The 25,230-nt window shown below is 69.1% G+C and carries 24 protein-coding genes; 11 read left to right on the top strand and 13 right to left on the bottom strand.

Annotated features, from left to right (window positions below; genetic code table 11):
- Positions 1 to 50 precede the first annotated feature (50 nt).
- Both ABD357_RS10740 and ABD357_RS10735 read right to left on the bottom strand, forming a co-directional pair.
- Positions 51 to 857: a cobalt-precorrin-6A reductase gene (locus ABD357_RS10740; RefSeq protein WP_344389301.1), complete on the bottom strand. Its 807-nt coding sequence runs from the start codon at positions 855 to 857 to the stop codon at positions 51 to 53.
- 68 nt (positions 858 to 925) lie between these two features.
- Positions 926 to 1,699, bottom strand: coding sequence for a sulfite exporter TauE/SafE family protein (locus ABD357_RS10735; RefSeq protein ID WP_344389300.1), 774 nt, complete (start codon positions 1,697 to 1,699; stop codon positions 926 to 928).
- A 193-nt stretch (positions 1,700 to 1,892) separates the two neighbouring features.
- Here ABD357_RS10735 and ABD357_RS10730 point away from each other — a divergent pair, with 193 nt between their 5' ends.
- From ABD357_RS10730 to ABD357_RS10705, 6 genes are all read left to right on the top strand, one after another.
- Positions 1,893 to 2,702: an alpha/beta hydrolase gene (locus tag ABD357_RS10730; RefSeq protein ID WP_344389299.1), complete on the top strand. Its 810-nt coding sequence runs from the start codon at positions 1,893 to 1,895 to the stop codon at positions 2,700 to 2,702.
- Positions 2,703 to 2,835: 133 nt separating this feature from the next.
- Positions 2,836 to 3,153 carry a WhiB family transcriptional regulator gene (locus ABD357_RS10725; protein WP_344389298.1) on the top strand — a complete coding sequence of 106 codons (318 nt, stop codon included), beginning with the start codon at positions 2,836 to 2,838 and terminating at the stop codon, positions 3,151 to 3,153.
- Positions 3,150 to 3,629: a Dps family protein gene (locus ABD357_RS10720; RefSeq protein WP_344389297.1), complete on the top strand. Its 480-nt coding sequence runs from the start codon at positions 3,150 to 3,152 to the stop codon at positions 3,627 to 3,629. Before ABD357_RS10725 ends, ABD357_RS10720 begins: the two co-directional genes overlap by 4 nt.
- Positions 3,630 to 3,690: 61 nt before the next feature.
- Positions 3,691 to 4,038, top strand: a complete 348-nt coding sequence (locus ABD357_RS10715; RefSeq protein ID WP_344389296.1) for a DUF3140 domain-containing protein — start codon at positions 3,691 to 3,693, stop codon at positions 4,036 to 4,038.
- Positions 4,039 to 4,040: 2 nt separating this feature from the next.
- Complete coding sequence (locus tag ABD357_RS10710; protein ID WP_344389294.1) at positions 4,041 to 4,721, top strand: endonuclease; 681 nt, start codon at positions 4,041 to 4,043, stop codon at positions 4,719 to 4,721.
- Between the two features lie 107 nt (positions 4,722 to 4,828).
- Positions 4,829 to 5,650, top strand: coding sequence for an SAM-dependent methyltransferase (locus ABD357_RS10705; RefSeq protein ID WP_344389293.1), 822 nt, complete (start codon positions 4,829 to 4,831; stop codon positions 5,648 to 5,650).
- A gap of 30 nt (positions 5,651 to 5,680) precedes the next feature.
- Here ABD357_RS10705 and ABD357_RS10700 read toward each other — a convergent pair whose 3' ends face one another.
- The 11 genes from ABD357_RS10700 to ABD357_RS10645 form a co-directional block, all read right to left on the bottom strand.
- Positions 5,681 to 6,364: an SDR family oxidoreductase gene (locus ABD357_RS10700; RefSeq protein ID WP_344389292.1), complete on the bottom strand. Its 684-nt coding sequence runs from the start codon at positions 6,362 to 6,364 to the stop codon at positions 5,681 to 5,683.
- Entirely contained in the window at positions 6,361 to 7,257 is an 897-nt protein-coding gene (locus tag ABD357_RS10695; RefSeq protein WP_344389291.1) for a cupin domain-containing protein, read from the bottom strand. The genes ABD357_RS10700 and ABD357_RS10695 overlap by 4 nt, the downstream gene beginning before the upstream one ends.
- A 37-nt stretch (positions 7,258 to 7,294) precedes the next feature.
- Positions 7,295 to 8,659, bottom strand: coding sequence for an amidohydrolase family protein (locus tag ABD357_RS10690; protein WP_344389290.1), 1,365 nt, complete (start codon positions 8,657 to 8,659; stop codon positions 7,295 to 7,297).
- A gap of 23 nt (positions 8,660 to 8,682) precedes the next feature.
- The gene (locus tag ABD357_RS10685; RefSeq protein WP_344389289.1) at positions 8,683 to 9,663 is read right to left on the bottom strand and encodes an alpha-ketoacid dehydrogenase subunit beta; all 981 of its coding nucleotides are present in this window, start codon (positions 9,661 to 9,663) and stop codon (positions 8,683 to 8,685) included.
- Positions 9,651 to 10,646, bottom strand: a complete 996-nt coding sequence (locus ABD357_RS10680; protein ID WP_344389288.1) for a thiamine pyrophosphate-dependent dehydrogenase E1 component subunit alpha — start codon at positions 10,644 to 10,646, stop codon at positions 9,651 to 9,653. The genes ABD357_RS10685 and ABD357_RS10680 overlap by 13 nt, the downstream gene beginning before the upstream one ends.
- Entirely contained in the window at positions 10,643 to 11,980 is a 1,338-nt protein-coding gene (locus ABD357_RS10675) for a M24 family metallopeptidase (RefSeq protein WP_344389287.1), read from the bottom strand. The genes ABD357_RS10680 and ABD357_RS10675 overlap by 4 nt, the downstream gene beginning before the upstream one ends.
- Positions 11,981 to 12,022: 42 nt before the next feature.
- Complete coding sequence (locus ABD357_RS10670; RefSeq protein ID WP_344389286.1) at positions 12,023 to 12,700, bottom strand: helix-turn-helix domain-containing protein; 678 nt, start codon at positions 12,698 to 12,700, stop codon at positions 12,023 to 12,025.
- A 423-nt stretch (positions 12,701 to 13,123) separates the two neighbouring features.
- Positions 13,124 to 14,548, bottom strand: a complete 1,425-nt coding sequence (locus ABD357_RS10665) for an RICIN domain-containing protein (RefSeq protein ID WP_344389285.1) — start codon at positions 14,546 to 14,548, stop codon at positions 13,124 to 13,126.
- A gap of 325 nt (positions 14,549 to 14,873) precedes the next feature.
- Positions 14,874 to 15,050 carry a hypothetical protein gene (locus ABD357_RS10655; protein ID WP_344389454.1) on the bottom strand — a complete coding sequence of 59 codons (177 nt, stop codon included), beginning with the start codon at positions 15,048 to 15,050 and terminating at the stop codon, positions 14,874 to 14,876.
- A 126-nt stretch (positions 15,051 to 15,176) separates the two neighbouring features.
- Positions 15,177 to 17,147, bottom strand: a complete 1,971-nt coding sequence (locus tag ABD357_RS10650; protein WP_344389283.1) for a glycoside hydrolase family 97 protein — start codon at positions 17,145 to 17,147, stop codon at positions 15,177 to 15,179.
- Between the two features lie 134 nt (positions 17,148 to 17,281).
- A complete protein-coding gene (locus ABD357_RS10645) occupies positions 17,282 to 18,466 on the bottom strand; it encodes an ROK family transcriptional regulator (RefSeq protein WP_344389281.1) in 1,185 nt (394 codons plus the stop codon).
- Between the two features lie 317 nt (positions 18,467 to 18,783).
- On the opposite strand from ABD357_RS10645, the gene ABD357_RS10640 reads away from it, so the two are divergent.
- The 5 genes from ABD357_RS10640 to ABD357_RS10620 all read left to right on the top strand — a co-directional run bounded on the left by ABD357_RS10640 (position 18,784) and on the right by ABD357_RS10620 (position 25,095).
- Positions 18,784 to 20,058, top strand: a complete 1,275-nt coding sequence (locus ABD357_RS10640) for an ABC transporter substrate-binding protein (protein WP_344389280.1) — start codon at positions 18,784 to 18,786, stop codon at positions 20,056 to 20,058.
- A gap of 15 nt (positions 20,059 to 20,073) precedes the next feature.
- A complete protein-coding gene (locus ABD357_RS10635) occupies positions 20,074 to 21,042 on the top strand; it encodes a carbohydrate ABC transporter permease (RefSeq protein ID WP_344389278.1) in 969 nt (322 codons plus the stop codon).
- The gene (locus ABD357_RS10630) at positions 21,042 to 21,914 is read left to right on the top strand and encodes a carbohydrate ABC transporter permease (protein WP_344389276.1); all 873 of its coding nucleotides are present in this window, start codon (positions 21,042 to 21,044) and stop codon (positions 21,912 to 21,914) included. The genes ABD357_RS10635 and ABD357_RS10630 overlap by 1 nt, the downstream gene beginning before the upstream one ends.
- A 65-nt stretch (positions 21,915 to 21,979) precedes the next feature.
- Positions 21,980 to 23,515: an arabinosylfuranosidase ArfA gene (gene arfA, locus ABD357_RS10625; protein ID WP_344389274.1), complete on the top strand. Its 1,536-nt coding sequence runs from the start codon at positions 21,980 to 21,982 to the stop codon at positions 23,513 to 23,515.
- 77 nt (positions 23,516 to 23,592) lie between these two features.
- Positions 23,593 to 25,095 (top strand): RICIN domain-containing protein, encoded by a 1,503-nt coding sequence (locus ABD357_RS10620; RefSeq protein ID WP_344389272.1) that lies wholly within the window; start codon positions 23,593 to 23,595, stop codon positions 25,093 to 25,095.
- Positions 25,096 to 25,230: the final 135 nt, after the last annotated feature.

Genomic DNA, 25,230 nt, shown 5'->3' with positions numbered 1-25,230 from the left:
GACCCCACACGCAGGCGCAGCCGGCGACAACCCACCACACCGGCGCCAGATCAGGACCCCGTCCCCGAAAGGCCCCCGTCCAGCCAAGCCAGCACCTCTGCGACATCGGCGGCAGGCGCGATCCCCTCCGGCAGCGGAGGGCGGCGTACCACCACGACCGGGACGGCCAGGGTGCGGGCGGCCGTCAGCTTGGCTGACGTCGAGGCGCCGCCGCTGTCCTTCGTCACCATGACATCTATTGCGTGCTCGCGTAGGAGGGCCGTCTCGTCTTCCACCGTGAACGGGCCTCGGGCCAGCAGGACTTCCGTGTGGCGTGGCAGCGGCGGCTCGGGGGGCTCCACCGAGCGTACGAGGAAGTGGAGTTCGGAGAGCGGTGCGAAGGCTGCAACGCCGAGGCGGCCCGTCGTCAGGAAGACGCGGCGGCCCAGCGACGGGAGCAGGTCGGCGGCTTCGGCGAGGGAGGTCGTCGAGTGCCAGCGGTCGCCGGGCCCTGCCTGCCAGCCGGGGCGGCGCAGGACTACGGCCGGGACGCCCTCGGCCCTCGCGGCCTGCGCCGCGTTCGCCGTGATGCCCGAAGCAAAGGGATGGGTGGCATCGACGAGTGCGTCCACGCGCTCCGTGCGCAACCACCGAGCGAGCCCCTCCGCCCCGCCGAATCCCCCGACACGTACGTCCCCTTCGAGCGCCCCCGGCCGTGATACCCGGCCCGCGAGCGAGGTGGTCACGCGCACGCCGGGCCGGGCGGCGAGGGCCGCGGCGAGTTCGCGCGCTTCGGCCGTGCCGCCCAGGACCAGGACATGGCCATGGGCATGGGCATGGGCATGGGCATGGGCATGGGCATGGGCATGCGGGGACATGGCGTCGAGCGTACGGGCCACGGGAATCAACGAGGAATCGACGCCACAGAAATCGACAAAGCGCCGGCTCAGCGAAGCAGCAGCTGTGCCCCGCCCACCACCGTCGCCGCGATCACCAACTGCTCGAAGAGCCGCTGGTTGATGCGGTCCACGGCGAGCTTGCCGATCACGGCACCCGGGACGACGAAGGCTGCGAGGGCGGCGTCCAGCAGCAGTGAGCGGCCGTCGATCAGGCCGAGGCCCACGCTGAAGGGCACCTTGGACACGTTGACGATCAGGAAGAAGAAGGCCGAGGTCCCGAGGAAGCCGAGCTTGCGGAAGCCCGCGGAGAGGAGGTACATCGACATGACGGGGCCGCCCGCATTGGCGACCATCGTCGTGAAGCCGCCGAGCACACCGTACGAACGCGCCTTGATCCGGCCCGCCGGCGAGGTCACCGCCTCCGGCTCCTCCTCCGCCGTCGCCTTCCGGCGGCGCCACACCGTGACCCCGGCCATCAGCAGCAGAATCGCGCCGATCGACATCCGTACGATCTGGTCGTCCGCCCACATCAGGAACACCGTGCCGACGACCACGCCGCCCGCCACCGCCGGGAAGAGCCGCCACAGCGTGGGCCAGTGGGCGTGCCGGCGATAGGTGAGCACGGCGAGTACGTCGCCGACGATGAGCACGGGCAGCAGGACGCCGGTGGAGGCGCGGGCCGGCAGGACGGCGGCGAAGATGGCAAGGCTGACCGTGTTGGCCCCGCTCACGGCGGTCTTCGAGAAGCCGACGAGCATGGCCGCGGCGGCGAGAGCGGCGAACTCCCAGACAGAGATGTGCCAGAGCGTCATCGTGTTCATGCGGAGACTGATGCTATGCGCAGCCATCTCTCCGTGTCAGGACCGTCTCGCCAGGTGGCCCCTTGCCCGCGGTGGCACAACGCCAGGGAGCGCAACTTCAAGGAACGCCGACTGGTCGCGCACGGTGGACCCCCGCCCCGCTCCCTGGGAAGATCCTCCGGAACCTTCGCCGACGTCGATGGAGGAGCGAGCCATGGCCGACTCCCGCGAGCACACCCTCACCGGCACCAGGGGCGGCATCACCGCACGCGAGTGGCCACGGGAGCGGCCGCGGTATGTCGCGCTCCTGGTCCATGGATACGGGGAGCACATCGGCCGGTACGAGTACGTGGCGGACGTACTGAACGGGCATGGCGCCGCGGTGTTCGGGCCCGACCACATGGGCCATGGGAAGTCGGCGGGCGAGCGGGTGCTGATCGAGGACTTCGAGGACGTGGTGACCGACGTCCACGCAGTGGAGCGGCTGGCCCGCGCCGCGCACCCCGGCGTGCCCGTCGTGCTGATCGGCCACTCCATGGGCGGGCTCATCGCGGCGCGGTACGCACAGCGGTACGGCGACGGTCTGGCCGCGCTCGTGCTGTCCGGGCCGGTGATCGGTGACTGGCGCGTGCCCCGGCAGCTGCTGGCGCACGACCCGATCCCCGACGTCCCCATCGACCCGGCGACGCTCTCGCGCGACCCGTCGGTGGGCGAGGCGTACGCGGCGGACCCCCTCGTCTGGCACGGCCCGTTCAAGCGCCCGACGCTGGAAGCCTTCGTCCGCACACTGGAGACGATCTCCAAGAGCGGCGGCGTGGGCCCACTCCCGCTGCTGTGGCTGCACGGCGACGACGACCGGATCGTGCCTCTGCCCGACAGCCGCGCGGGCGTCGAGGAACTGCGCGGAGCCGACTGGACCGAGCGCGTCTACCCGGGCGCACAGCACGAGGTGTTCAACGAGACGGACAAGGCCGTGGTCCTCGCGGACGTGACCGGCTTCGTGGACCGGGTACTCGGGGACTGACCGGACGGTCGATTAGGGAAACGGACCGGACCGCGTACCCGGGAAAACGGCGAACTGCCTGGACTGCGCGCCGGGAAGCAGGGAGCTGAAGGGCACGTGTTTCCGCAGATCCGCCTTGGGCACTCGCGCCCGCATGGAGTGGTTGCGCAGAGCAGCCTGCGCGGATGAGGACCCCGAACTGTTCTTCCCCGTGGGCACGACCGGCCCGTCCTTGCAGGACGTAGCGGCCGCCAAGCGTGTCTGTGACCGCTGCCCGGTGTCCTACCAGTGCCTGGCCTGGGCGCTCGAAACCGGACAGACCTCGGGCGTGTGGGGCGGAACGTGCGAGGAGGAACGCGCGGCGCTGCTTCGTCTTGTCCGACGTCAGACCATAAGTCCCGAGACCACGAGCCCCGAAGCCACAAGCCGCGAAACCAGAAGCCGCGAAACCACGAGGAGAAGCGCGTCATGACTGTGGTGAAGAGCACCCTTCCCGACCCCGCACGTCAGGTGGTCGCGGACGCCCTGCAGGGAACCCTGGTGGACCTGCTGGGGCTGTCACTCATCGGCAAACAGGTCCACTGGAACGTCGTGGGCCCCAGGTTCCGCACGATCCATTTCCAGCTCGACGAGGTCGTCGCCACGGCACGTTCGTACGCCGACACCGTGGCCGAACGCGCCGCGGCACTCGGCATCCCGCCGGACGGCCGGCCCGAGACCATCGCCGCGACCTGCGCCCACCAGAGCCCGAAGGAAGGCTGGGTGCAGGACACCGAGGTCGTCGGCCTGCTCATCGAGTCCCTGGACACGACCATCGGGCAGCTTCGGGAGCGGATCAACGCGACGGACGAAGCCGATCGCGTGAGCCAGGACCTGCTGATCTCCCTCACGGCCGAACTCGAGAAGCACCGCTGGATGTTCCAGGCCGAGGACTGGCCACGCGACTGACCACCGCCAGATGCATGACTGCGGACGAGCGTACTGAGCGTACGAACGGAAGGGGTACGCAATGGCCGACGCCCTAGAACTCGACGTGCTGTGGGACGAGTTCCACCGTGTGGTGAACATGACCTCGCAGGAGCTGGCCGCCTGGCTGAAGGTCAGTGACGCCGACGAGGAGTCCGAACCGCTGCCGGAGCACGCGGGTTCGCCCACCGGTCAGCATGTGCTGGCCATCCTCCAGAAGCGTCGCACGGATCTCACCGAGGACGACATCAATGTCATGTACGAGGTCGTGGACGCGGTCGAGGCCGAGACGGACCCCACGCTGGAGCCCACTGCTGAGGACCCCGCGGCCCAGGAGACCGAGCGCCGTCACCGGCTGATGACGCTCGGCCACGACCCGCTGAGGCCGTAGTCATGGCCAGACGAACAGACCGGGACAGCCGGATCCTCGAGACGCTGGTCGCCGAACACGGCCGTACGTTCGCCGAGGAGGCGGGCATCAAGCTGCGGAACACACCGCAGCCGCTGTACCGCACCCTGGTCATGTCCTGTCTCCTCAGCGCGCGGATCCGCGGTTCGGTCGCCCTCGCGGCCAGCCGCGCCCTGTACGAGGCGGGGATGCGCGATCCGCGCCGGATGGCCGACGCGAGCTGGCAGCAGCGGGTCGACGCGCTGGGCGAGGGCGGCTATCGGCGCTACGACGAGCGCACGGCGACGATGCTCGGTGAGGGCGCCGAGCTGCTGCTGGACCGTTGGGGCGGCGATCTGCGGCGTATGCGCGACGAGGCGGACGGCGATCTCGACGAACTGCGTTCTCTGCTGGGGGAGATACCCGCTCTCGGCCCGGCCGGCGTGGACATCTTCCTGCGGGAGGTGCAGCTGGTCTGGCCCGAGGCCGCGCCCTGGCTCGACGCGAAGGCGCTCCAGGGCGCGGAGCGGCTCGGGCTGCCCGAGGAGCCGGACCATCTGGTGAAGCTCGCCGGTGACACCGAACCGGCCGTGCTGGCAGCCGCGTTGGTGCGGGCCGCGCTCGACAAGAAGGTCGTGGAGGACGTTCTGCGGCACGCGGAGGAACGCGCGAAGGACGAGGACTGAAAGGACCGAAAGCCTCGAAGGCCGGGCGGGCAACGGGCTTCCAGGGTCCGCTCAACGGCGCCACACTGCTCGCACACCGCGACGGCAGACGAGCAGAGGAGTGCCGCATGGCCGCGACCGAGTCCGCTCCCCGGCAACCCCAGCACATCGACACCAGCAGGCCGCATCCGGCGCGGGTGTACGACTGGTTCCTGGGTGGCAAGGACAACTACCCGGTCGACGAGGAACTGGGCCGCCACATCCTGGAGTTGGAGCCGCACGCCAGGCGATCGGCCCGCAGCAACCGCTGGTTCATGCACCGCGCAATCCGCTGGTCGGCCACCCAGGCGGGCATCCGGCAGTTCCTCGACATCGGCACGGGCATCCCGACCGAGCCCAACCTCCACCGGCTCGCGCAGGCCACGGCACCCGACGCGCGGGTCCTGTACGTCGACAACGACCCGATCGTGCTCGCCCATGCGGAGGCGCTGTTGCGCGGCAGGCCCGAGGGGGTGACGCAGTACGTGCAGGCGGATGTGCGCGAGCCCCGCAAGATCCTCGATCAGGCCGAGCGCGTCCTCGACTTCAGCAGGCCCGTGGCGTTGTCACTGGTCGCGCTGATGCACTTCGTCTCGGACGAGGAGGGGGCGTACGAGCTGGTGGGGAGCCTCGTCGACGCGCTGCCGTCCGGTAGTTGCCTCGTGCTCTCGGTGATCACCGGGGACTACGATCCGCGGACCATGGAGCAGGCCGTCCAGACGTACGCGGCGGGCGGGGTCACGCTCGTAGCCCGCTCGCACGCCGAAGTGGCCCGTTTCTTCAAGGGGCTTGAGGTGGTCGAACCGGGCATCGTCTCGCTGCCCGAGTGGCATCCCGAGCTCGCGGCGGGCGAGGACGTCCAGGGGGACGCCCCGGTGCCGCTGTACGCGGGCGTGGGCATCAAGTCCTGAGTTCAGCCCTTCCTAAGGCACTCTGGGCCGTCACCGCAGCAGCCACCCGCCGTCGACGCTCAAGTCGACGCCGTTGACCGACCGGTTGCCGAGCAGGAAGTCCACGGCGTCCACCACGTCCCGCATGGTGGCCAGCCGGCCCGTGGGCGTCCTGGCGACCAGTGCGTCGAGCGCCTTGCCGGACCAGAAGGGGCTGTCGCCGACGACCCCCGGGTGCACGGCGTTGACGCGGATCGGGGCGAGTTCGGTGGCGAGAGTGCGCACGAGGCCGGTCACGCCCGCGTTGACGGTGGCCACCGTGGTCGCGCCCGGGTAGGGCCGCTCCTTGGCCTGTCCGCCGAACAGCACGATGGAGCTGTCGTCGTGCAGTCGGGGCCGCAGCGTGTGCACGACCTCCGTGTAGCCGACGAGCTTGAGCGTGACCAGGCGGGTGGCCGCGTCGATGTCGTACTCCGTGACGCTGTTGTGGTCGCGGGAGATCCCGACGAGGACGAGGTGGTCGACGCGCCCGATATCGGTCAGCGCCGCGGCGATCTCGTGCGGCCGGGACAGGTCGAGGGCCAGGCCGAGCGACGCGCCGGTCTCCTTGGCGGCGGTGGCGGCCCGGCCGGCGTCGCGCCCGGTGAGTATGACCTCGTCACCGCTCGTGGCGCGGTGCCGGGCGAACTCCCGGCCGATCCCGGACGTACCGCCGATGACGACCACGCTGCTCATGGCTTCTCTCCCAAGGTCGCGCGCAGATAGTCCCAGTCCCTGGTGAAGCGGTAGGAGTGCCGTGACGGCGGTTGCGGTGCCTGTGTCTCGAGCCAACGCACCGGTCCCGTACCGGCGTTGGCGAAGCTGTGCACGCACCCGGCGCCCGCCCAGGCGGCGTCGCCCACGCCGAGCCGGTGGCGCTCGCCGTCGAAGGTGGCGTCCACGGTGCCCTCGACGATCAGATACGTCTCCTCGAAGGGGTGGTCGTGGCTGCCGGCGACGCCGTCGGGTGCGTACTGCACCATGAACATCGTCGAGGCGACCGCGCCCAGATCGCTGTCCACCATCATCTTCACGGTGATGCCGCTGTAGACGAGCAGCGCGGTCCGCATGCTGGCCGACACGGCGAGGAGGTCCTGAGACTGCTTGCCGGGGTCCATCTGGGTGGCCGCGAAGTGGCCGAACGAGCGGGTGCGCGGGTCGCGTACGTCGATGCGGACCGGTTCGCGGGCCGGCAGTGCGGGCACCGCCTGGGTGTCGTAGCCGTAGCGGGCTCGCGGGACCGGCGCGAGCATGTCCGCCCAGAGCGCGACGGTGTCCCCGGCGCCGCGCCAGGCGTGCGGCACGCCCGTCGGCAGCAGTCCGTAGTCGCCTTCCTCGAGCAGGTACGAGCCCTCGGGCACATCGAGGATCACCGTGCCCGACAGCACGTGGAAGGACTCCTCGTACGCGTTCACGTGGGCGCCGATCGCTCCGTCCGGCGCCAGTTCGCACAGGCCGAAGCCGCTGTGCACGGCGCCGTCGGCCTCGTCGACGACCGTCCGTCGCCTGAACCCGCTGCTGTGGTACGCCAGTTGGGTCGGGGCGGCGAACGTAGCGTCCGCCGCCCGCCGTACGGCGAAGTGGGTCATGCCCGCCCCTTCCTCGGCGCCCTCCGTCCGGACTGCCTCACGCCTGCTGCTTCTTCCGGGCCTCGACCGCCGCCACCAGCCGGTCGCGGGACTCCTCGACAAGGCGCCGCGCCCGTGCGGTGTCGGCGAGCAGCTTGCCGTCGCGCTTGCGGACCGTGCCGTCGACGATGACCGTGTCGACGTTGGACACGTCCGCGCACAGGGTCACCGCGGCCACGGGGTCGATGAGGGGCGCGATGTTGAGGGCCGTCGCGTCGATGGCGACGATGTCGGCGCGTTTGCCGGGGGTCAGTGAGCCGGTGCGGTGTTCGAGTCCCGCGACATGTGCGCCGTTGACGGTGGCGATCTCCAGCATCTGACGTGCGGTCAGCATCGTTGCGGGGACGGGTGTGTCGGCCTGCCAGCACTCGGCGTTCACCCGGGCGCGCTCGCCGCCGAAGGCCGCACGGATCTGGGTGAACATGTCGCCGGGCACGGTGGTGACCACGTCGATGCTCAGGCTCGGCCGCAGCCCGTGCTCGATCGCCTTCATCACGGGCGGCCAGCCGTGCCCCATCTGCTGCTCCACCTGCGGCGCGATGGAGACCGTGCCGCCGCTGTCGGCGACCATCCGCCACTCCTCCTCGCTGAAGTAGCAGCAGTGGATGTAGGTGGTGTCGGAGCCGAGCAGCCCGAGGTCGTGCAGTTGCTTGACCATCCCGAAGCGGCCGGCCAGCCGGCCCATGCCGACGTGCACGGTGATCGGGATGTCCAGTTCGCGCGCGAGCCGCCACTCGGCCTCGACGACGTCGTTGATGCAGAATCCCGGGCCGCGGGTGGCGAGCGCCATGGTCAGCAGGCCGTCGTCGGAAGTGAAGTGACGCTCCCTCATCCGTCGTACGTCGTCGGCCGGTATGGCGATCTTGCTGTCGAACCAGTAGTCGGCGAGCGAGGTGTTGGCGCTGCCGTACGCGTACTGGGCGCGGATCCCGGTCTCGCTCAGCGCCCGCACGGCGGCGTCGGGATGCTCGGGTGTGTTGTTGATGTGCGACCAGTCGACGAGCGTGGTGATCCCGGCGTTCAGGCACTCGAGGGAGCCCGCGAGGTTGCCCGCGTACACGTCCTCGGGGCCGTAGACGGGTGCGAAGGTGTCGAGGACTTCGACGAAGTAGTCGTCGAGCGTGGCATTGGGCGCGCAGCCGCGGATGGGCGCCTCCCAGGTGTGGCGGTGGGTGTCGACGAAGCCCGGCACGACGATGCGGCCGGTCATGTCGAGGACTTCGGCGTCGACTTCGGCGGCTATCCGCGGCTCGACCGCCGTGATCTTCCCGTCCTCGATCAGTACATCGCCCTCGGGCAGGTCCCCGATGCCGGGATCCATCGAGATCACATGGCCCGAGCGCAGAAGCATCCGACTGGTCATCGCCATTCCTCCCATGCTGTGTTTCAGTACGCGGCGAGCCGCCGGACCGCCGTCACGACCTTGTCGACCGTGGGGATGACCTGCTCTTCGAGCGCGTCCGCGAAGGGCAGCGGCACGCACTCGGCCGCGACCCGGCGTACGGGCGCGTCGAGAAGGCCGAATCCCTCGTCGGCGACGACCGATACGAGGGTGCCGCCCCATCCGCCCTGGTAGGGGTTCTCCTCGACGGTCACGAGCCGCGAGGTCTTCGTAAGGGAACCGAGCACCGTGCGCGTGTCGAGCGGCACCAGGCAGCGCAGATCGATCACTTCGGCGTCGATGTCCTCCTCGGCCAGCCGTTCGGCGGCCGTCAGCGCCACGGGCACCATCGAGGCGAGGGCGACGAGCGTGACGTCGGCGCCTTCCCGTACGACGGCGGCCTGCCCCAGCTCGACGATGTGGTCCGGTGGCGCGGGCGGCCCCTTGGTCGCGAACAGTCCCTTGTGCTCGAAGAAGACCACCGGGTCGTCGCTGCGGATGGCGGCGGCCATCATGCCGATCACGTCGGCGGGCGTGGCGGGTGCCGCGATCTTCAGTCCGGGGACGGTGAACGCCCAGTTCTCGGTGGCCTGGGAGTGCTGGGCGCCGAAGCCGAGACCGCCGCCGTTGGCCGTGCGGACGACGAGCGGCACGGTGACCTGACCGCCCGTCATGTACCGGACCTTCGGTATCTCGTTGGCGAGGTAGTCCCAGCAACAGGCCAGGAAGTCGGAGAACATGATCTCCGCGACGGGCCGCATCCCGGTCATCGCGGCGCCCATCGCCGCTCCGACGATGGCCTGTTCGGAGATCGGCGTATCCCACACCCGCTCGGATCCGAACTCCTTGTGCAGCCCGACGGTCGTCTTGAACACCCCGCCCGCCGCGCCGATGTCCTCCCCCAGACAGACGACCGACGGATCGCGCCGCATCTCGCGTGCGATGCCCTCGGCGACCGCCTCGCGGTAGGTGATCACGTCCGCCACGCCGCACCTCCGTCGGCCCATACGTCGGTCAGCGCCTCCCGCCGATCGGCCGCGGGCGCCTGCTTCGCGGCCTCAACTGCCTGCTGTACGAGGCTGGTTGCGCGCGCGTCGGCATCGGTGACCGCTTCCTCGGGCACGCCCAGTTCGGTGAGCCGCCCGCGGGCGAGATCCAGCGGGTCGTGCTTCAGCCAGCGCTCGACCTCCTCAGCGGGCCGGTAGGTGGCCGGGTCGGAGCGGCTGTGGCCGAAGTGCCGGTAGGTCTGTGCTTCCAGCAGGCTGGGCCCGTCTCCCGCACGGGCCCGGTCCGCCAGCCGTCCCACCGCCTCCTGGACGAGGACCACGTCGTTGCCGTCGACGATCTCGCCGGGTATGCCGTACGCGGGCGCACGGTCCGCCGCGGGGTTCGCCACCGCGGTGACGTCGGCGATCGGCGTGTACTCCATGTAGAGGTTGTTCTCGCAGATGAACAGCACGGGCAGTTTCCATACGGCGGCCAGGTTCAGCGCCTCGTGGAAGGCGCCGATGTTGGTAGCGCCGTCGCCGAAGAACGCCACGGCGATCTGCCCGGTGCCGCGCAGCCGGGCAGACCAGGCGGCGCCGACTGCCATGGGCAGATGGGCGCCGACGATGGCGTACGAACCGAGCATGTTGCGCGACGCCTTGGTGAGGTGCATCGAGCCGCCCTTGGCCTTGCACAGGCCGGTGGCGCGGCTCATCAGTTCGGCGAGGCATTCCTCGGGAGTGGCGCCGCGGGCCAGGGCGTGGTGGTGGCCGCGGTAGGTCGCGAACACGTAGTCGTCGTCGCGGAGGGCCGCGCTCGCGCCGACCGCGATCGCCTCGTGGCCGGAGGCGAGGTGGGTGGTGCCCTTGACGAGGCCGGCCAGGAACAGGTCGTGAGCGGCCTTCTCCGTAAGCCGGATCACTGCCATCTGTTCGTAGAGCGCGAGGAGTTGACCCGCGTTCGTCGATGCCGCGCCGGTCATGACCCGCCCCTGCCCTCGGGGGTGTTGAGGTGGGACTGGGCCTCGCGCCGGGTGTTGAGCGCGCCGCCGACCGTCCAGTACTTGCGGCCCGCCACGAGCAGTTCCTCCGCGGGGAACTTGGTGATCACCTCGCAGCCGTCGGCGGTGACGACGACCTCCTCCTCGATCCGTGCCGCCGACCAGCCGTCGGCGGCCGGCCAGTACGTCTCCAATGCGAACACCATGCCCTCTTCGAGGACTTCGGGATGGTCGAGCGAGACGAGGCGGCTGAAGATGGGCTTCTCCCAGATGGACAGGCCGACCCCGTGCCCGTACTGCAGGGCGAATGCGGCCGTCTCGTCGGGGAAGCCGAACTCCTCGGCACGCGGCCAGACCTGGACGATGTCGGCGGTGGTGGCGCCCGGCCGGACCAAGGCGATGGCCTCGTCCATGTAGGCGCGGCAGCGGACGTACGCGTCACGCTGTGCGGCGGAGGCGCTGCCGACGGCGAACGTGCGGTAGTAGCAGGTGCGGTAGCCGAGGTGGCTGTGCAGAATGTCGAAGAAGGCGGGATCGCCGGGGCGGATCAGCCGGTCGCTGTAGACGTGCGGGTGGGGTGAACAGCGCTCTCCCGAGATGGCGTTGACGCCTTCGACGTACTCGCTGCCCAGGTCGTAGAGGACCTTGCTGACGAGCCCGACGCATTCGTTCTCGCGCACGCCGGGGCGCAGATAGCCGTACAGCTCCTCGTACGCCGCGTCGACCATCGAGCATGCCTGGGTGAGCAGGGAGATCTCGTCGCCGGTCTTGATGCGGCGGGCCTCCAGGAAGACCTGCTGGCCGTCGACGACGTCGATGCCCTGCTCCTTGAGGGCGTGCAGTACGGGCATCTCGGCCAGGTCGACGCCCAACGGCTCGCCCGCCAGGCCGTGTTCGCGCAGCACCTGGGCGATCTTGGCGGCGACGTCCTCGGCGATCCCGGCGTCGGGATGGAAGGCGCCCCTGAGGGTGGAGATGCCGGCGCGGGCGCCGGTGGGCGGGCCGCCCTTGCCGTCGCTGTAGTCGAGCCAGGGGTTGTAGAGCTGGTGGTGGCGGGCGGCGGAGCCGAAGTCCCAGACGACCGGTTCGCCGCCGCGGACGAGCAGCGCGAAGCGGATCAGCTTGTCCATGGCCCAGGTGCCGATATGGGTGGACGACATATAGCGGATGTTGGAGAAGTCGAAGCTGAGCAGGGCGCCCAGCTCGGAACGGTTCAGCGCGGCGTTCAGCCGGGCAAGGCGCTCCTTGCGCAGCCGGTCGAGGTCGACGCGCTCTTCCCAGTCGACGGCGTTGGGACCAAACGTACGGATCGCCATGGCGAACCTCCCCTTCGAGTGAACGACCGCCCGAGGGGAGTGTCAAGGCATACTGAACACAAACCAGACGCCGACCGCAGGTTCGTCGCCGTCGTTGCGGTAGCGGTGGGGCGTCGTCGACTCGAAGGACACCGCGTCGCCCGGGCGGAGCGTGTACTCCTCGAAGCCGAGGGTGAGCACCAGCTCGCCGGAGGTCAGATAGCCGTACTCCGTGCCCGGGTGCCGCATCAGTCCGCCCGTGCCGGAGGAGGCGCCGCCGGGCCGGTAGGTCACCAGCAGGAAGTCGACGTCCGCGCCGGGAACATGGCCCAGACGCTCCCATACGACGCCCGAGTCGAGCTCAAGGACCTCCCGCTCCTCGGCCCTGACCAGCGGCCCGATCCGGTGACCCGGGTCTGCGGCGAAGGCGGCGAGCGCGTGCAGGACGGTGCCGGGCGGACCGGCGACGGGCGAGGCGGCAGCCGGCACCGGCGCGCTCTCCTCCCCGTCGATGCCGTCGAAGCCGTCGTAGCCGTCGAAGAGCGACTCGACGGGGATGGAGAGCGCGGTGGTGATCGCGTACAGCGTGCTGACCGACGGCTGGCTCTTCCCGGTCTCGATCTGCGAGATCAGGCTCGCGGACACGCCGATCTCCCGCGCCAGGCCGCGCAGGCTCATGCCCCGCGCGGTGCGCGCCTGCCGGATGCGCGCACCGACAGGCGGCACGACCACTGGGGACACGGACGGCTCCTCTCGCGGGCATCGTTCGTTCCCATTGAACAGTTCCTATTGAACAGCGGGATCGAGCCGATCGGAGGGCCTGGCCGAGAACTATCGAATCTGTCCTACGACCAGGGCCCCGGCGTTTGCCTCGGATGTCCCGTTGATCTGTCCGGTTGATCATGTGATGCCGAAGAGGGTGAGGACGCGGTGGCGCTCGGTGCGGGCTCGGCGTCCGGCGGCGGTGTTGCCGTTGCCCGGCGAGTTCCGGGCAGGTCGCGGGCCGTGCGGTGCTGCTGGTGTCGCAGCGCGAGCGGGGCGTCGACAAGAACGTTTCACCGACGACAAGGGCCGACTGCTGTGGCTGTCCGCGGCCCGCGAGGGCTGACCTGCATGCGCTGGCATTGGCAGGTCAGCCCTCCGGCCGGTCGTGGCCCGGGAAGGTCACACCGTGGTTCTGGTCCACTGCTGGTTCGTGGCGCCGGTGCAGGTCCACTGGATGATCGCCGTGCCGTCGGCGGTGCTCCCGCCACTGACGTCGAGGCACTTCCCGCTGTGCCGCGCCGCCAGTTGCACGTAGTTGCCGACGTTGGTCAGAGACCACTGCTGGTTGGTGCCGCCGGTGCAGGTCCACTGGATGACGGCCGCGCCGTCCGTCCTGCTCGCGCTCTGGACGTCGAGGCACTTTCCGGTATTGCGGCTGACCACGTTGTAGTAGCCGTTGCCCGCGTCACGGAAGAACCAGTGCTGGTTCGCGGCCAGGGCTGAGCTCGACCACTGGATGATGCCGGCGCCGTCGGCGGTGCTGCGGCTCCTTACATCCATGACCTTGCCGCTGTTACGGTTGGCGATCGTTTCGTAGGGGCCCTCCGGCCCCGCGGTCCCGACGGCCGTCTGGACCACCGTCTTGATACTGCCGTCACCGTTGTAGTGCAGGTAATCCACGGCGATCGACCGGCGGAAGCTACCTCCGCCCGCAAGAGCCTTGTTCGCGTAGACCATGTACCACTTGTTGTTGAACTGCAGGATGGACGAGTGGTTGGTGTTCACGTTGACGTAGTCGAGCGCGACGCCCCGGTACGTGAACGGACCGAGCGGGCTGGGCGCGGTCGCGTACTGGATCTGTCCCGGCCAGCCGGTCGAGAACGAGAAGTAGTAGAGCCCGTTGCGCTTGTACATCCAGGGGGCTTCGGCGAAGCCCTGGCCGGGAGCACCGTTGACCGTGACGTTCATGATGGGGCCGCTGGTCGACATCATGTCCGCGTTGAGCCGGACGACCTTGGGCTGGCGGCTGCTGCCGAAGTACAGGTACGCCTGTCCGTCGTCGTCGATGAACGTCATCGGGTCGATGGGCTCTGTTCCGGTGTTCGCGTCGCGCGAGGTGTCGATGAGGGGTGTCCCGCGTACGTCACTGAACCCGGACGTGGGCGAGGTGCTGCGGGCAACACCGATCTTGTTGCGGTCCGTCGGCAGGTACAGGTAGTAGAAGCCGTTGCGCTGCGCGGCGGCAGGCGCCCAGGCCAGGCTGTTGGCCCAGCTGAAGCCGGTGAGGTCGAAGACCTGTCCGTGGTCGGTCCAGGTCACCCCGTCGGCGGAGGAGTACGAGCGCCAGTCCTTGGAGTCCCAGTACGTACCGCTGTTGTCGGAGTCGTCGGTGGCGTAGATGTACATGCGCCCGTCGAAGACGTGTGCCGACGGGTCCGCCACGAACCGGTCCATGTCTATGGGGTTGTCCGCCTGCGCCGGGGAGCCGGCGAGGAGCAGACCAGTGATCATCATGACCATGGCGGTCAGGGCACTTCCCGCGCGGCTGATCCGGCGCCGCAACGGAATCCGCCCGGGTGGCGTCCCGTCCGCGTGAGCAATCATGGGCGGTTTGCCGATTGATCTTGATCTGTCCCGGTGGGTCGGTGAATTTTCCATCCTCGTACTCCTGCTATCGGGGGGAGGGCGCGTTGTGGCCCGCCGAGCCCAGGGGCAGCCCAGGGTGGAGGCGGCGGGTGCGAGTGGGGAGCGTCAGCCGCAGGCGGGCCGGATGACGTTCCAGATGAGAGATGGTGCGGTCGGGTCGCAGACGACGGGTTCGACCGGTGGGTCGCTCACTGGGGCAGCTCTGCGTCCGGCTTCTCGAGGGCGTGGACGAGGAGCCTGAGCCCTTCCGTGGCCGCGGCGTCGAACGGTTGACGCGCGGTGGTCAGGCGAACCGCGTGGCCAGAGCTACCTCGCCGGACTCGACCTCCGAGCAGCGACCATCTGGTGGATCCGCAGCCTCCCAGCAGCCCGCGCGGGTGACGAGGGTCTGGGACGTGAAGAGCAGGCCGACGGCGGCAGATATCGCCGCCGGCCGGAGGGAACCACGGGTCGTGGCCACCGCGTGAGACGGGGCGCGGGCGGGGCTCGTCGTACATCAACGGCCCCTCCGGCGACTGTGTCAACTCCACGACCCACGGCGCCTGGAAGTACATCACCATCACCGACTGAACCCGCGTCCGTCGCGTCAGCTGGGCTTGAGGATGATCGCCTGACCGCCTGCGGGAGCCATCGCCACGTTCAGCGTGGTGGCTGAGGTGACCGTCCGGGTGCTGACCACGACCGGCGTCTGGTAGGGGCTGGCGCCCGGGGTGCCGTCGGCGTAGACGGTCGCCGTGTATGTTCCGCTGCCCAGGAACGTCAGCGGGATCGACAGGGTCCGGGACGTCTCGTTGGTCATCGCCCCGACGTACCAGGTGTCGCCGTGGCGGCGGGCGACGGCGGCGTACTGGCCGATCGATCCGGCGAGGGTGCGGCTCTGGTCCCAGGTGGTGGGGATGGCGTCGAACCATGGCAGCCCTGGCCAGTTGGACGTGTTGGCGTACCTGGACGGCGAGTCGTACCAGTACAGGAAGTTCAGCGGCTGGTAGAAGACCGCCGCCATGGCCATCTGGTGGACGTTGGTGGTCCGGTCCCGCGACTGGCCGTAGCAGATGGTGTAGTCCATCGGCCCGCCGATGTTGCGGGCGAACGGCAGGGTCACGTTGTGGCTCGCGGTCGGGAAGCGCTCGTTGCCGCGCACGCCCTCCATGTTGACCCAGTTCGGGTACGTCCGTTCGTAGCCGAACGGCCGCACGTTGTCGTGCATGTCCATCAGCAGGTTGTACTTGGCTGCCGTCCTGACCCAGTTCGTGATCTGGTTCGTCATCGCCTGGGTGCCGTCATTGACGAATCCGAGCTTGACGCCTTTGACGCCCCAGCTCTTGTAGAGGCTGAACAGGCTGTCGGGGTTGGTGGCCGCTACGCGGTCGACGTAGAGGATGACGCCGATGCCCTTGCTCGTGGCGTAGGAGATCACCGAGGACAGGTCGATGTCCGCTATCGGCTTCGTCGCGTCGGTGCCTCTGACGTCGCCGTACCAGCCGCCGTCGTACTCGATGAATTGCAGGCCACGAGCCACGGCGAAGTCGACGCCCGCCATCCCGGCGGCGGTGGTCAGCTGCACACGGAAGGCCTTGCCAGGCTTGATCCACGAAGTGTCGGCCAACGTGCTCGCGGGGGCCAGGTTGAGCACCAGCTCGGCGTTGTCGACCAGTTCGGCGTGGGTGGAGCCGGTCACTACCGCCCGCCAGGGCGTGGCGAACGGCGTGGTGACCGTCGAGGTCGTCTGGACCCTGTCCGAACCGCGGCCGGTGTGCTCCATCAGGTAGGCGGCGAGGGTGCCCTGCTGCCCGGACACGGAGCTGAGCATCAGCCGCGGGAAGTTGAGACGGGAGGATTCGCAGATGCAGGCGATCAGGCTGCCGCCGGCGTAGGTGGCGGTCAGCGGCAGGTCGGTCAGCGGGCCGGTGTCCGTGGTCGAGGTGCCCGTGGAGGGGATCGAGCCGGGCGCGACCGGGTTGTAGGGGTCCTCGTCACGCGCGCTGTAGACCAGGGTGCTGTCGGGGAAGACGAACGTGGTCAGCTCGTCGGCGATGGTGGCGGTGCCCTTGCCGAGCAGCACGTACCGGAAGGCGACGCCAGTCGGGTAGGCGCGGATCTGGATGCTGAAGTTGATCAGCGAGGCGGTGTCCTGGAGGTTCCAGCGCATCTCCTGGTACCGGTCGCGGACGGTCGCGTTGCGGCCGTACACCGGAGTCCAGGTGGTGTCGATGGTCCAGTGCTGGTAGTTGGTGATCACCGTGCCCGCGGCGCCGAGCACCGTCCCGTTGCTCAGCTTGAGGCCGAGAGCCGAAGTGTCGACCACCGTCACGCCTCTTCGCTTCGCCGACCAGCTGAGCGCGCCCGAAGTCAGCGACATCGTAATGGTGTTGCTGCCGTCGGGGGCCGTCGCGGTGACCGAGGCATCGGCCGCCGCGGCCGTCCCGGCGGCGCCGGCACCCAGCGCCGCGGCTCCCATGGTGACGGCGGCGCCCTTGAGGAGCCCACGCCGCGAGAGCCGTCCCGGGGCGCCGGCCGATGGCTGTTCAGGTATGGCGTGGCTCGCTGGATCTGCCATGACTCGTACACCTCTCCGTTGCATGCATGTCGATGTGAACACAAACAAACGAGGTTCAACGTTGCTGATCGCAGGCGCAGTTGGGCGCGCCCGGGAGTTCCGTCCTCAAGCTGGAGCCGCTCACAGCAGGAGTGTCAGGACAGGAATCCTTCGAGGACGAGGGTCGCCGCGCCGAGACTGACCGGGTTGCGGTCGATGGGGCAGAGACTGATCTCGGTGCCATCCCAGGGTTCGGCGAGTGCGTAACGGGCGGCGGTGGCGCGCACGTACGGCAGGACGGCGCTTCCCAGACTGTCGGCGACCCAGCCGGTGAGCACGATGATCTGCGGGTTGCACAGGTTGATCAGGTCGGCGATGGCGACGCCGAGGTACTGACCGGTCGTGGCGATCACCCGTTGTGCGGCGGGGTCGCCGGCCGCGTGGGCGGTGGCCAGGGCGTTGATGGTCGCCGTCTGGTCGTCGGGGTACAGGAGCGGGCTGTCCGGGTCGGTCTCCGCGAGGTGCTGCATGATGCCGGGTGCGCCCACGTAGGTCTCCACGCATCCGACGCATCCGCGGCGGCACTTGCGGCCGTCGATGACCAGGTTGGTGTGGCCCCATTCGCCGGCCGTGTTCGTGGCCCCGCGGTAGAGGGCTCCGTGGACGGCCAGGCCCGCGCCGACGCCGGTTCCCAGGGTGAGGACGGCGACGTCGTCGCGGCCGCGGGCGGCGCCGAACCACAGTTCGGCGACGGTGCTCGCGCGCAGCGGGTTGTCGAGGAGGACCGGCAAGTCAGGGACCCGTTCGGTGAGCAGGGACAGCAGCGGTACGTCGTCCCAGTTCCAGTTCGGGGCGAAGACAGAGGCCGTGCCGTCCGGCCCTACCTGGCCGGGAACGCTGACGCCGATCCCGAGAATCCTGCCCCGCTCCACCTGGGCCTGCGCGATCGCGTCGTCGACTCCGCGGACGATACGGTCCACGACGTAGCCCGGCGAGTTGGCGTGCGGGTGCAGTTCGTACTCGGCTCTGGCCAGAACCCGCAGAGCGGGATCGAAGACCTCGACGTGGACGTAGGTCTCGGCGATGTCGACGCCGATGAGCCGGGGGCCCTCGATGGCGGGCGCGAGAAGGTTCCGCGGGCGTCCGCCGCCCGAAGCCTGCTGTCCGATCTCGGCCAGAAGCCCCAGCTCGTGCAACTCGTTGACGATGTCGGAGGCGGTGGCCACCGACAGGCCCGTGGCCGCGGCGATGTCGCGCCTGACGACGGGCGCCGAGGCGATGAGATGCCGCATCACCGCGAAACGGTTGGTCCGGCGAATGTCCTGGTACGTCCGCTTCAACGACGCTGTCCTGTACTCGATGGGGCTGGGGCGCCTGATCGTATCCACGGGTGGCACGCCGTTGGAACTGCCGTGCACAGACTTTTTCTGGCTTGTTGACGAAGGGGTGTAGCGCGCATAACCTGCGTCTCGCTCCGCTCGCTGCAACCCCGTCAGCGGCAGGAATTTCCCCCTCCGATTGCGCGCCCCCTACCCCCGGGCTTCGCGTCGCGCTCTCACCGGCCGCACTCCGCGGCCGTCCACAGCGTCATCACCCGCCGTCGCGGCCCCGTCCCCAAGGTCCGGTCCCACACCCGTTCTCCACAGCAGAGGTGCCCATGTCCCCTGAGCAGAAGCCCAGCAGATCGTTCGGCCGCAGATCCTTCCTGCGCGCCTCCGGCACCGTGGCGGCGGCGGGATTCCTCGCCGCGTGCGGCGGGAACACCGGTCGCGGCGGCGGCTCCACCGGCGGTAAGGCGGCGATCAGCCAGTGGTACCACCAGTACGGCGAGGCGGGCACCCAGCAGGCGGCGCTGCGGTATGCGAAGGCGTACAGCAAGGCCGACGTGTCGGTGCAGTGGATCCCCGGTGACTACGCCTCCAAGCTCTCCAGCGGCCTGGTCTCCAGCAACGGCCCCGACGTCTTCGAGTTCCACCCCGACGTCCAGATGGCCAAGTCCGGGCAGATCGTGCCGCTGGACGACATCATCGCGGACGTGAAGTCCGACTTCACGGAGAAGGATCTGGCCGCCAACTCGGTCGACGGCAAGGTCTACGGCATCCGCATGATCGACGACCCGCAGTTCCTGTACTACCGCAAGAGCCTGCTGGAGAAGGCGGGCGTCCAGCCCCCGACCACCTTCGACGAGCTGATAGACGTCTCCCGCAAGCTCGACAAGGGCGGGGTCAAGGGCCTGTACCTCGGCCTGAAGGGCGGCAGCGACATCCTGGCCAGTCCCCTGATCTGGGCCACCGGAAGTGAACTGCTGACCGCCGACCACAAGGTCGCCTTCGACACCCCGGCGACCGTCGAGGGTCTGAAGAAGATGCGCAAGCTCTACACCAGCAAGACGCTGCTGCTCGGCGCCCCCACCGACTGGTGGGACCCGTCGGCGTTCATCCAGGGCCTGACGGCGATGCAGTGGTGCGGCTTGTGGGCGATGCCCGGCATCCAGAAGGCATTGGGCGACGACTTCGGCATCGTCCCCCTGCCCGGCATCGGCAGCGCCGGCCGCCCGGTGGTCTACAACGGCGGCTGGTCCACCTACGTAAGCGCCAAGGCCAAGGACGTCGACGCGGCCAAGGCTTTCGTGAAGTGGCTGTGGATCGAGCAGACGAAACTCCAGGAGGACTGGTGCACCTCCTACGGCTTCCACATCCCTCCGCGCAAGAGCCTGGCGGCGAAGGCCACCAAGCTGCAGAGCGGTACCGCCGCCGAGGCGGTGAAGCTCTTCGAGACCAAGGGGCACTACGACGACCCGTACTGGACCCAGGCCATGGTGACGATTTCCCAGGACATGGTGAACAACGCCGTGGTCAGCGGAAAGAACCCCGAGTCCGAGGTGGCCAAGGCCCGCACCCGGGTCGAGGCCGAACTCAAGAAGATCGCCTGAGGGGCCCTGACAGGCATGACGACCATCACCACCGGTGGCGCCCGTCAGGGCGCCACCGCGCCACCCGGCCCCGCGGCGAAGGCGAGACGTGACAGGCACGGGACGCGAGGCAGCACCCGCACCTTCTGGCTCTTCGCGGGCCCCTTCCTGGCCGGTCTCCTGCTGTTCGTCTACGTGCCGGTCGGCTGGAGTTTCTACCTGAGCCTCTTCCAGGCCCAGAACACGGTCACCCCGACGAAGTTCGTCGGCCTGGACAACTACGCGGACATCCTCACCGAAGGGCCGTTCACCGACAGCCTGTGGACCTTCACGCTCTTCGCGCTGATCGTCGTCCCTCTCACCTACGTCCTGGCTCTGGCGCTCGCGCTGCTCGTCCACCGCATCCGCGTCGCCCGTGCCTTCTTCCGTTCGGTGTTCTTCATACCCACCGCGTGCTCCTACGTCGTGGCCTCGATGGTGTGGAAGCTGTCGATCTTCAACGGGGTGCGCTTCGGTCTCGCCAACACCGTCCTGGGCTGGTTCGGGATCGAACCCATCGCCTGGATCGGCACCGTCTCCCCGCCCTGGTACTGGCTGGTGCTGGTCACCGTACGGCTCTGGCTCCAGCTGGGCTTCTACATGATCCTCTTCCTGGCCGCCCTCCAGCAGATCCCCAAGGAACTGTACGAAGCGGCCTGGACGGACGGCGCCCGACCCGGCTGGCAGACCTTCCGGCACATCACCCTGCCGCAGCTGCGCACCACCTCGGTCGCCGTGGTGCTCCTCATGCTGATCGCGGCCTACCAGGCGTTCGACGAGTTCTACAACCTGCTGCCCAACACCCCCTACGCACGGCCGCCGTTGGTCTACCTCTACTACACGGCCCTCGGGCAGGGTCAGGACTTCGGCCACGGCAGCGCCGGGGCGCTGGTGCTGTCGGCACTCATCACGATGGTGACGCTGCTGCAGGGCAGGATCTTCGGCTTCGGAAAGGCGGACCGCTGATGGCCACCTCCTCCACCACCCATGGCCGCGGCCGTCCACGCGCGGGGAGCGGACGGGCCGGCAGCGTCGCCGTGTACGCCGTCGCCGTCGTCGCGGCGCTGCTGTTCCTGGTCCCCTTCTACCTGCTGATCCGCAACAGCCTGGCCACCGACGCCGACATCACCGGGGCGAACTGGAAGCTCTTCCCGACCGTGCTGCACTGGGAGAACATCTCCGAGCTGTTCAACGACCCCGCCGTTCCCATGGCGCGCAGCATGTGGAACTCCCTCGTCGTCGGGGTGCTCGGCACCGCCGGACAGCTGCTGGTCTGCTCCCTGGCCGGCTATGCGCTCGCCCGCGTCCCGTACCGGCACGCCAACAAGATCTTCTATGCGGTGCTGGCCACCCTCATGATCCCCAGCGCGGTCACCTTCGTGCCCAGCTTCGTCCTCGTGTCGTCACTGGGCTGGGTCTCCTCCCTGCAAGGTCTGATCGTGCCCGGCCTGTTCAGCGGCTTCACCGCCTTCCTCTTCCGGCAGTACTTCCTCGGCTTCCCCAAGGAACTGGAGGAGGCCGCCCGGATCGACGGTCTCGGCAGCTGGGGCACGTACTGGCGGATCGTCGTCCCCAACTCCCGTGGCTTTTTCTCGGCGATCGCGGTGATCACCTTCATCACCAACTGGAACGCCTTCCTGTGGCCGCTGGTCATCGGCCAGGACCAGTCCAGCTGGACGGTCCAGGTGGCCCTGTCGACCTTCACCACCGCGCAGACCGTCAACATCCACGAGCTGTTCCTCGCCGCCACCGTGTCCATCCTGCCGCTGGTGCTCGTCTTCCTCTTCCTGCAGCGATACCTGGTCGAAGGCGTCGCGCACACCGGCATCAAGGGCTGACCGCAGAGCACCCCGGCAACCGTACAGAACGCCACTCTTCGCACCGATCCACCCCGGAGTGACCCATGCCCGACCCCGCCAGCCACCCGCCGCTCGCAGGAGCTATACATCTGGACCCCGACTTCACCGTTGGTGAGGTGAATCCGCGGCTGTTCGGATCCTTCGTCGAGCACCTCGGCCGCTGCGTCTACACCGGCGTCTTCGAACCGGACCACCCGAGCGCCGACGAGGACGGACTGCGCACCGACGTCCTGGCCCTGATCCGGGAACTGGGCGTCACCATGGTCCGCTACCCCGGGGGCAACTTCGTCTCCGGCTACCGCTGGGAAGACGGAGTCGGCCCGGTGGAGCAGCGGCCCCGCCGTCTCGACGGCGCCTGGCGGACCGTCGAGACGAACCGGTTCGGGCTGAACGAGTTCATGCGCTTCGCGGCCAAGGCCGCCGTCGAGCCCATGCAGGCCGTCAACCTCGGCACCCGCGGCCTGCAGGAGGCACTCGACCTCCTGGAGTACACCAACCACCCCGCCGGCACGGCCTTCTCCGAGCTGCGCCGCTCGCACGGCGTGGACAAGCCGCACGGCATCCGGCTGTGGTGCCTGGGCAACGAGATGGACGGCCCCTGGCAGCTCGGTCACAAGAGCGCCGACGAATACGGCCGCCTCGCCGCCGTCACCGCCAAGGCCATGCGCGACGTCGACCCCGGCCTGGAACTGGTCGCCTGCGGAAGCTCCAACCGCTCCATGCCGACCTTCGGTGCCTGGGAGGCGACGGTCCTGGAGCACACCTACGACCTCGTCGACTTCATCTCCTGCCACGCCTACTACGAGGAGAGCGACGGCGACGTCGACAGCTTCGTCGCCTCGGCCGCCGACATGGAGGCCTTCATCGACGGGGTGGTCGCCACCGCCGACCACATCGGGGCCAAGCGCCACTCCGGCAAGCGGATCAACCTCTCCTTCGACGAGTGGAACGTCTGGTACCAGAGCCGGCCGGTCAACAACACCGACACCCCGGACTGGAGCGTGGCCCCGCGCCAGCTCGAGGACGTCTACACCGTCACCGACGCCGTCGTGGTCGGCAGCCTGCTGATCACCCTGCTGCGCCACTGCGACCGCGTCACCGCAGCCTGCCTCGCCCAGTTGGTGAACGTCATCGCCCCCATCATGACCGAGCCCGGCGGCCCGGCCTGGCGGCAGACCATCTTCCACCCCTTCGCCGACGCGGCCCGCCACGGCCGCGGCCAGGTGCTCCGGCTCGCCCTGGACAGTCCCGTCCACGACACCGCCCGTTACGGCGAGGTGCCCCTGCTGCACGCGACCGCCGTCCAGCAGGAGGACGGGACGCTCACCGTCTTCGCCGTCAACCGGGACACCACGAGGCCGCTCGAACTCACCGCCGACCTGCGGGCGTTCAGCCCGGTGGCCGGGCAGGTGACGCATACCGCCCTGGCCGACCCCGACCGCCACGCGGCCAACACGCTCCACCACCAGGACCGCGTGACGCCGAAGCCGGTGACCGGCACCGTCACGGACGGCGGACGGCTGAGCGCCCTGCTGCCACCGATGTCCTGGAACACCATCACCATCCCGCTCGCCCTCTGAGCGGCCTCAGGATCCCCCTCCCACCGCTCGACCCGTGCCCCCGCACCATCCCCCGACCTCAACGGAGAGGTGACACCATGCCCGACATCACATCGCACCGCACACCGCCACCGCGCGCCCGATGGCGGACCACCCTCGTCACGCTCCTGACGCTGCTCGGCGGCCTCGCCGCCCTGCTCGTACCCGCCACGCAGGCACAAGCGGCCTCGGTGACGTTCACGACGGGTGCCGCACGGACCGACCAGAACGGCAACGCGCTCCAACTGCACGGCCTGGGCATCATCAAGGTGGGCAGCACCTGGTACGGCTTCGGCGAGGACAAGACCGGCAAGACGTCGGCGGACACCTCGTTCGAGGACATCACCTGCTACACCTCGACCGACCTCGGCAACTGGACCTACCAGGGCCAGGCCCTGAGCAGGCAGGCCAGCGGTGACCTCGGCCCCAGCCGGATCGTGGAGCGGCCGAAGGTCATCTACAACGCGTCGACCAGCACGTACGTGATGTACATGCACATCGACAGCACCAACTACTCCGACGCGAGGGTCGGCGTGGCCACCAGCAGCACGCCGTGCGGCCCGTACACCTACCGGGGCAGCTTCCGGCCGATGGGCAACCTCAGCCGGGACATCGGCCTGTTCCAGGACACCGACGGCACCGGCTATCTGCTGAGCGAGGACCGCAACAACGGCCTGCGCATCTACAAGCTGTCCGCCGATTACCTCTCCGTGAACAGCGCGGTGGCGGTGCTGGGCAGCAGCGGCAGTGGCAGCGTCGAGTCGCCCGCCATGGTGAAGATCAACGGCATGTACTACGTCTTCGGCTCCCACCTGACGGGCTGGAGTCTGAACGACAACGTATACGCCACCGCCACCTCGCTGAGCGGCCCGTGGTCGGCGTTCCGGAACTTCGCCGCTCCCGGCACCCGCACCTACGGCAGCCAGACGGCGAACGTCATCACGGTTCAGGGCACCTCCGGCACCACGTACATCTACGCGGGCGACCGCTGGGACACCTCCAACCTGGGCGCGTCGAAGCTGATCTGGCTGCCGCTGACCATCCGGGGCACGACGGTGAACCTCGGTCAGTACCCGACCTGGTCCCTCGACGTGGACGCCGGCACGTGGACGGCCGGCAGCGGGATCCCGTCGGAGGGGGTCCACACCCTGAAGAACGTCGGCAGCTCCATGCTGATGGACGTGTCGAGCGGGTCCACGGCAAACGGCGCCAAGATCATCCAGTGGCCGTCCACCGGCGGTACCAACCAGCAGTGGACCCTCACCCGGGTGGCGGACAACATCTACACGCTCAAGAGCGTCAAGAGCGGCCTGTGCCTGGACGTCCCGAGCAAGTCGACCACCGCCGGCGTCCAGTTGCACCAGTGGACCTGCAACGGCGGGACGAACCAGCAGTGGGCCCTCGACCTGACCGGCAGCTACACCGGCAGCAACTACATGCTGGTGGGCATCGGCAGCGGCCTGCACATCGGCGTCGCGGGCTCGACCACCCAGGGAGCGGCGGTGGACCAGGAGCTCGGCGGCAGCGCGAGCGCCAACAGCGAGACCTGGACTTTCTCCTGACCGCGTGCCCCGGCGACCCCGCCGTCGAGCGGGCCGCCGGGGCACGTCCCATACGGGGGAGCCCGCTGATACATCCCATGTTGCTGGTACGAGATGCGCGCCTCCGTGTGGCTCCGCTGCGCCTCGCCGTTCCCA

Source organism: Streptomyces vastus, from assembly GCF_039532825.1.
Classification (GTDB): Bacteria; Actinomycetota; Actinomycetes; order Streptomycetales; family Streptomycetaceae; genus Streptomyces; species Streptomyces vastus.
The sequence above is the reverse complement of the archived record's forward strand: the minus strand, read 5'-3'. Positions and strand labels throughout refer to the sequence as shown.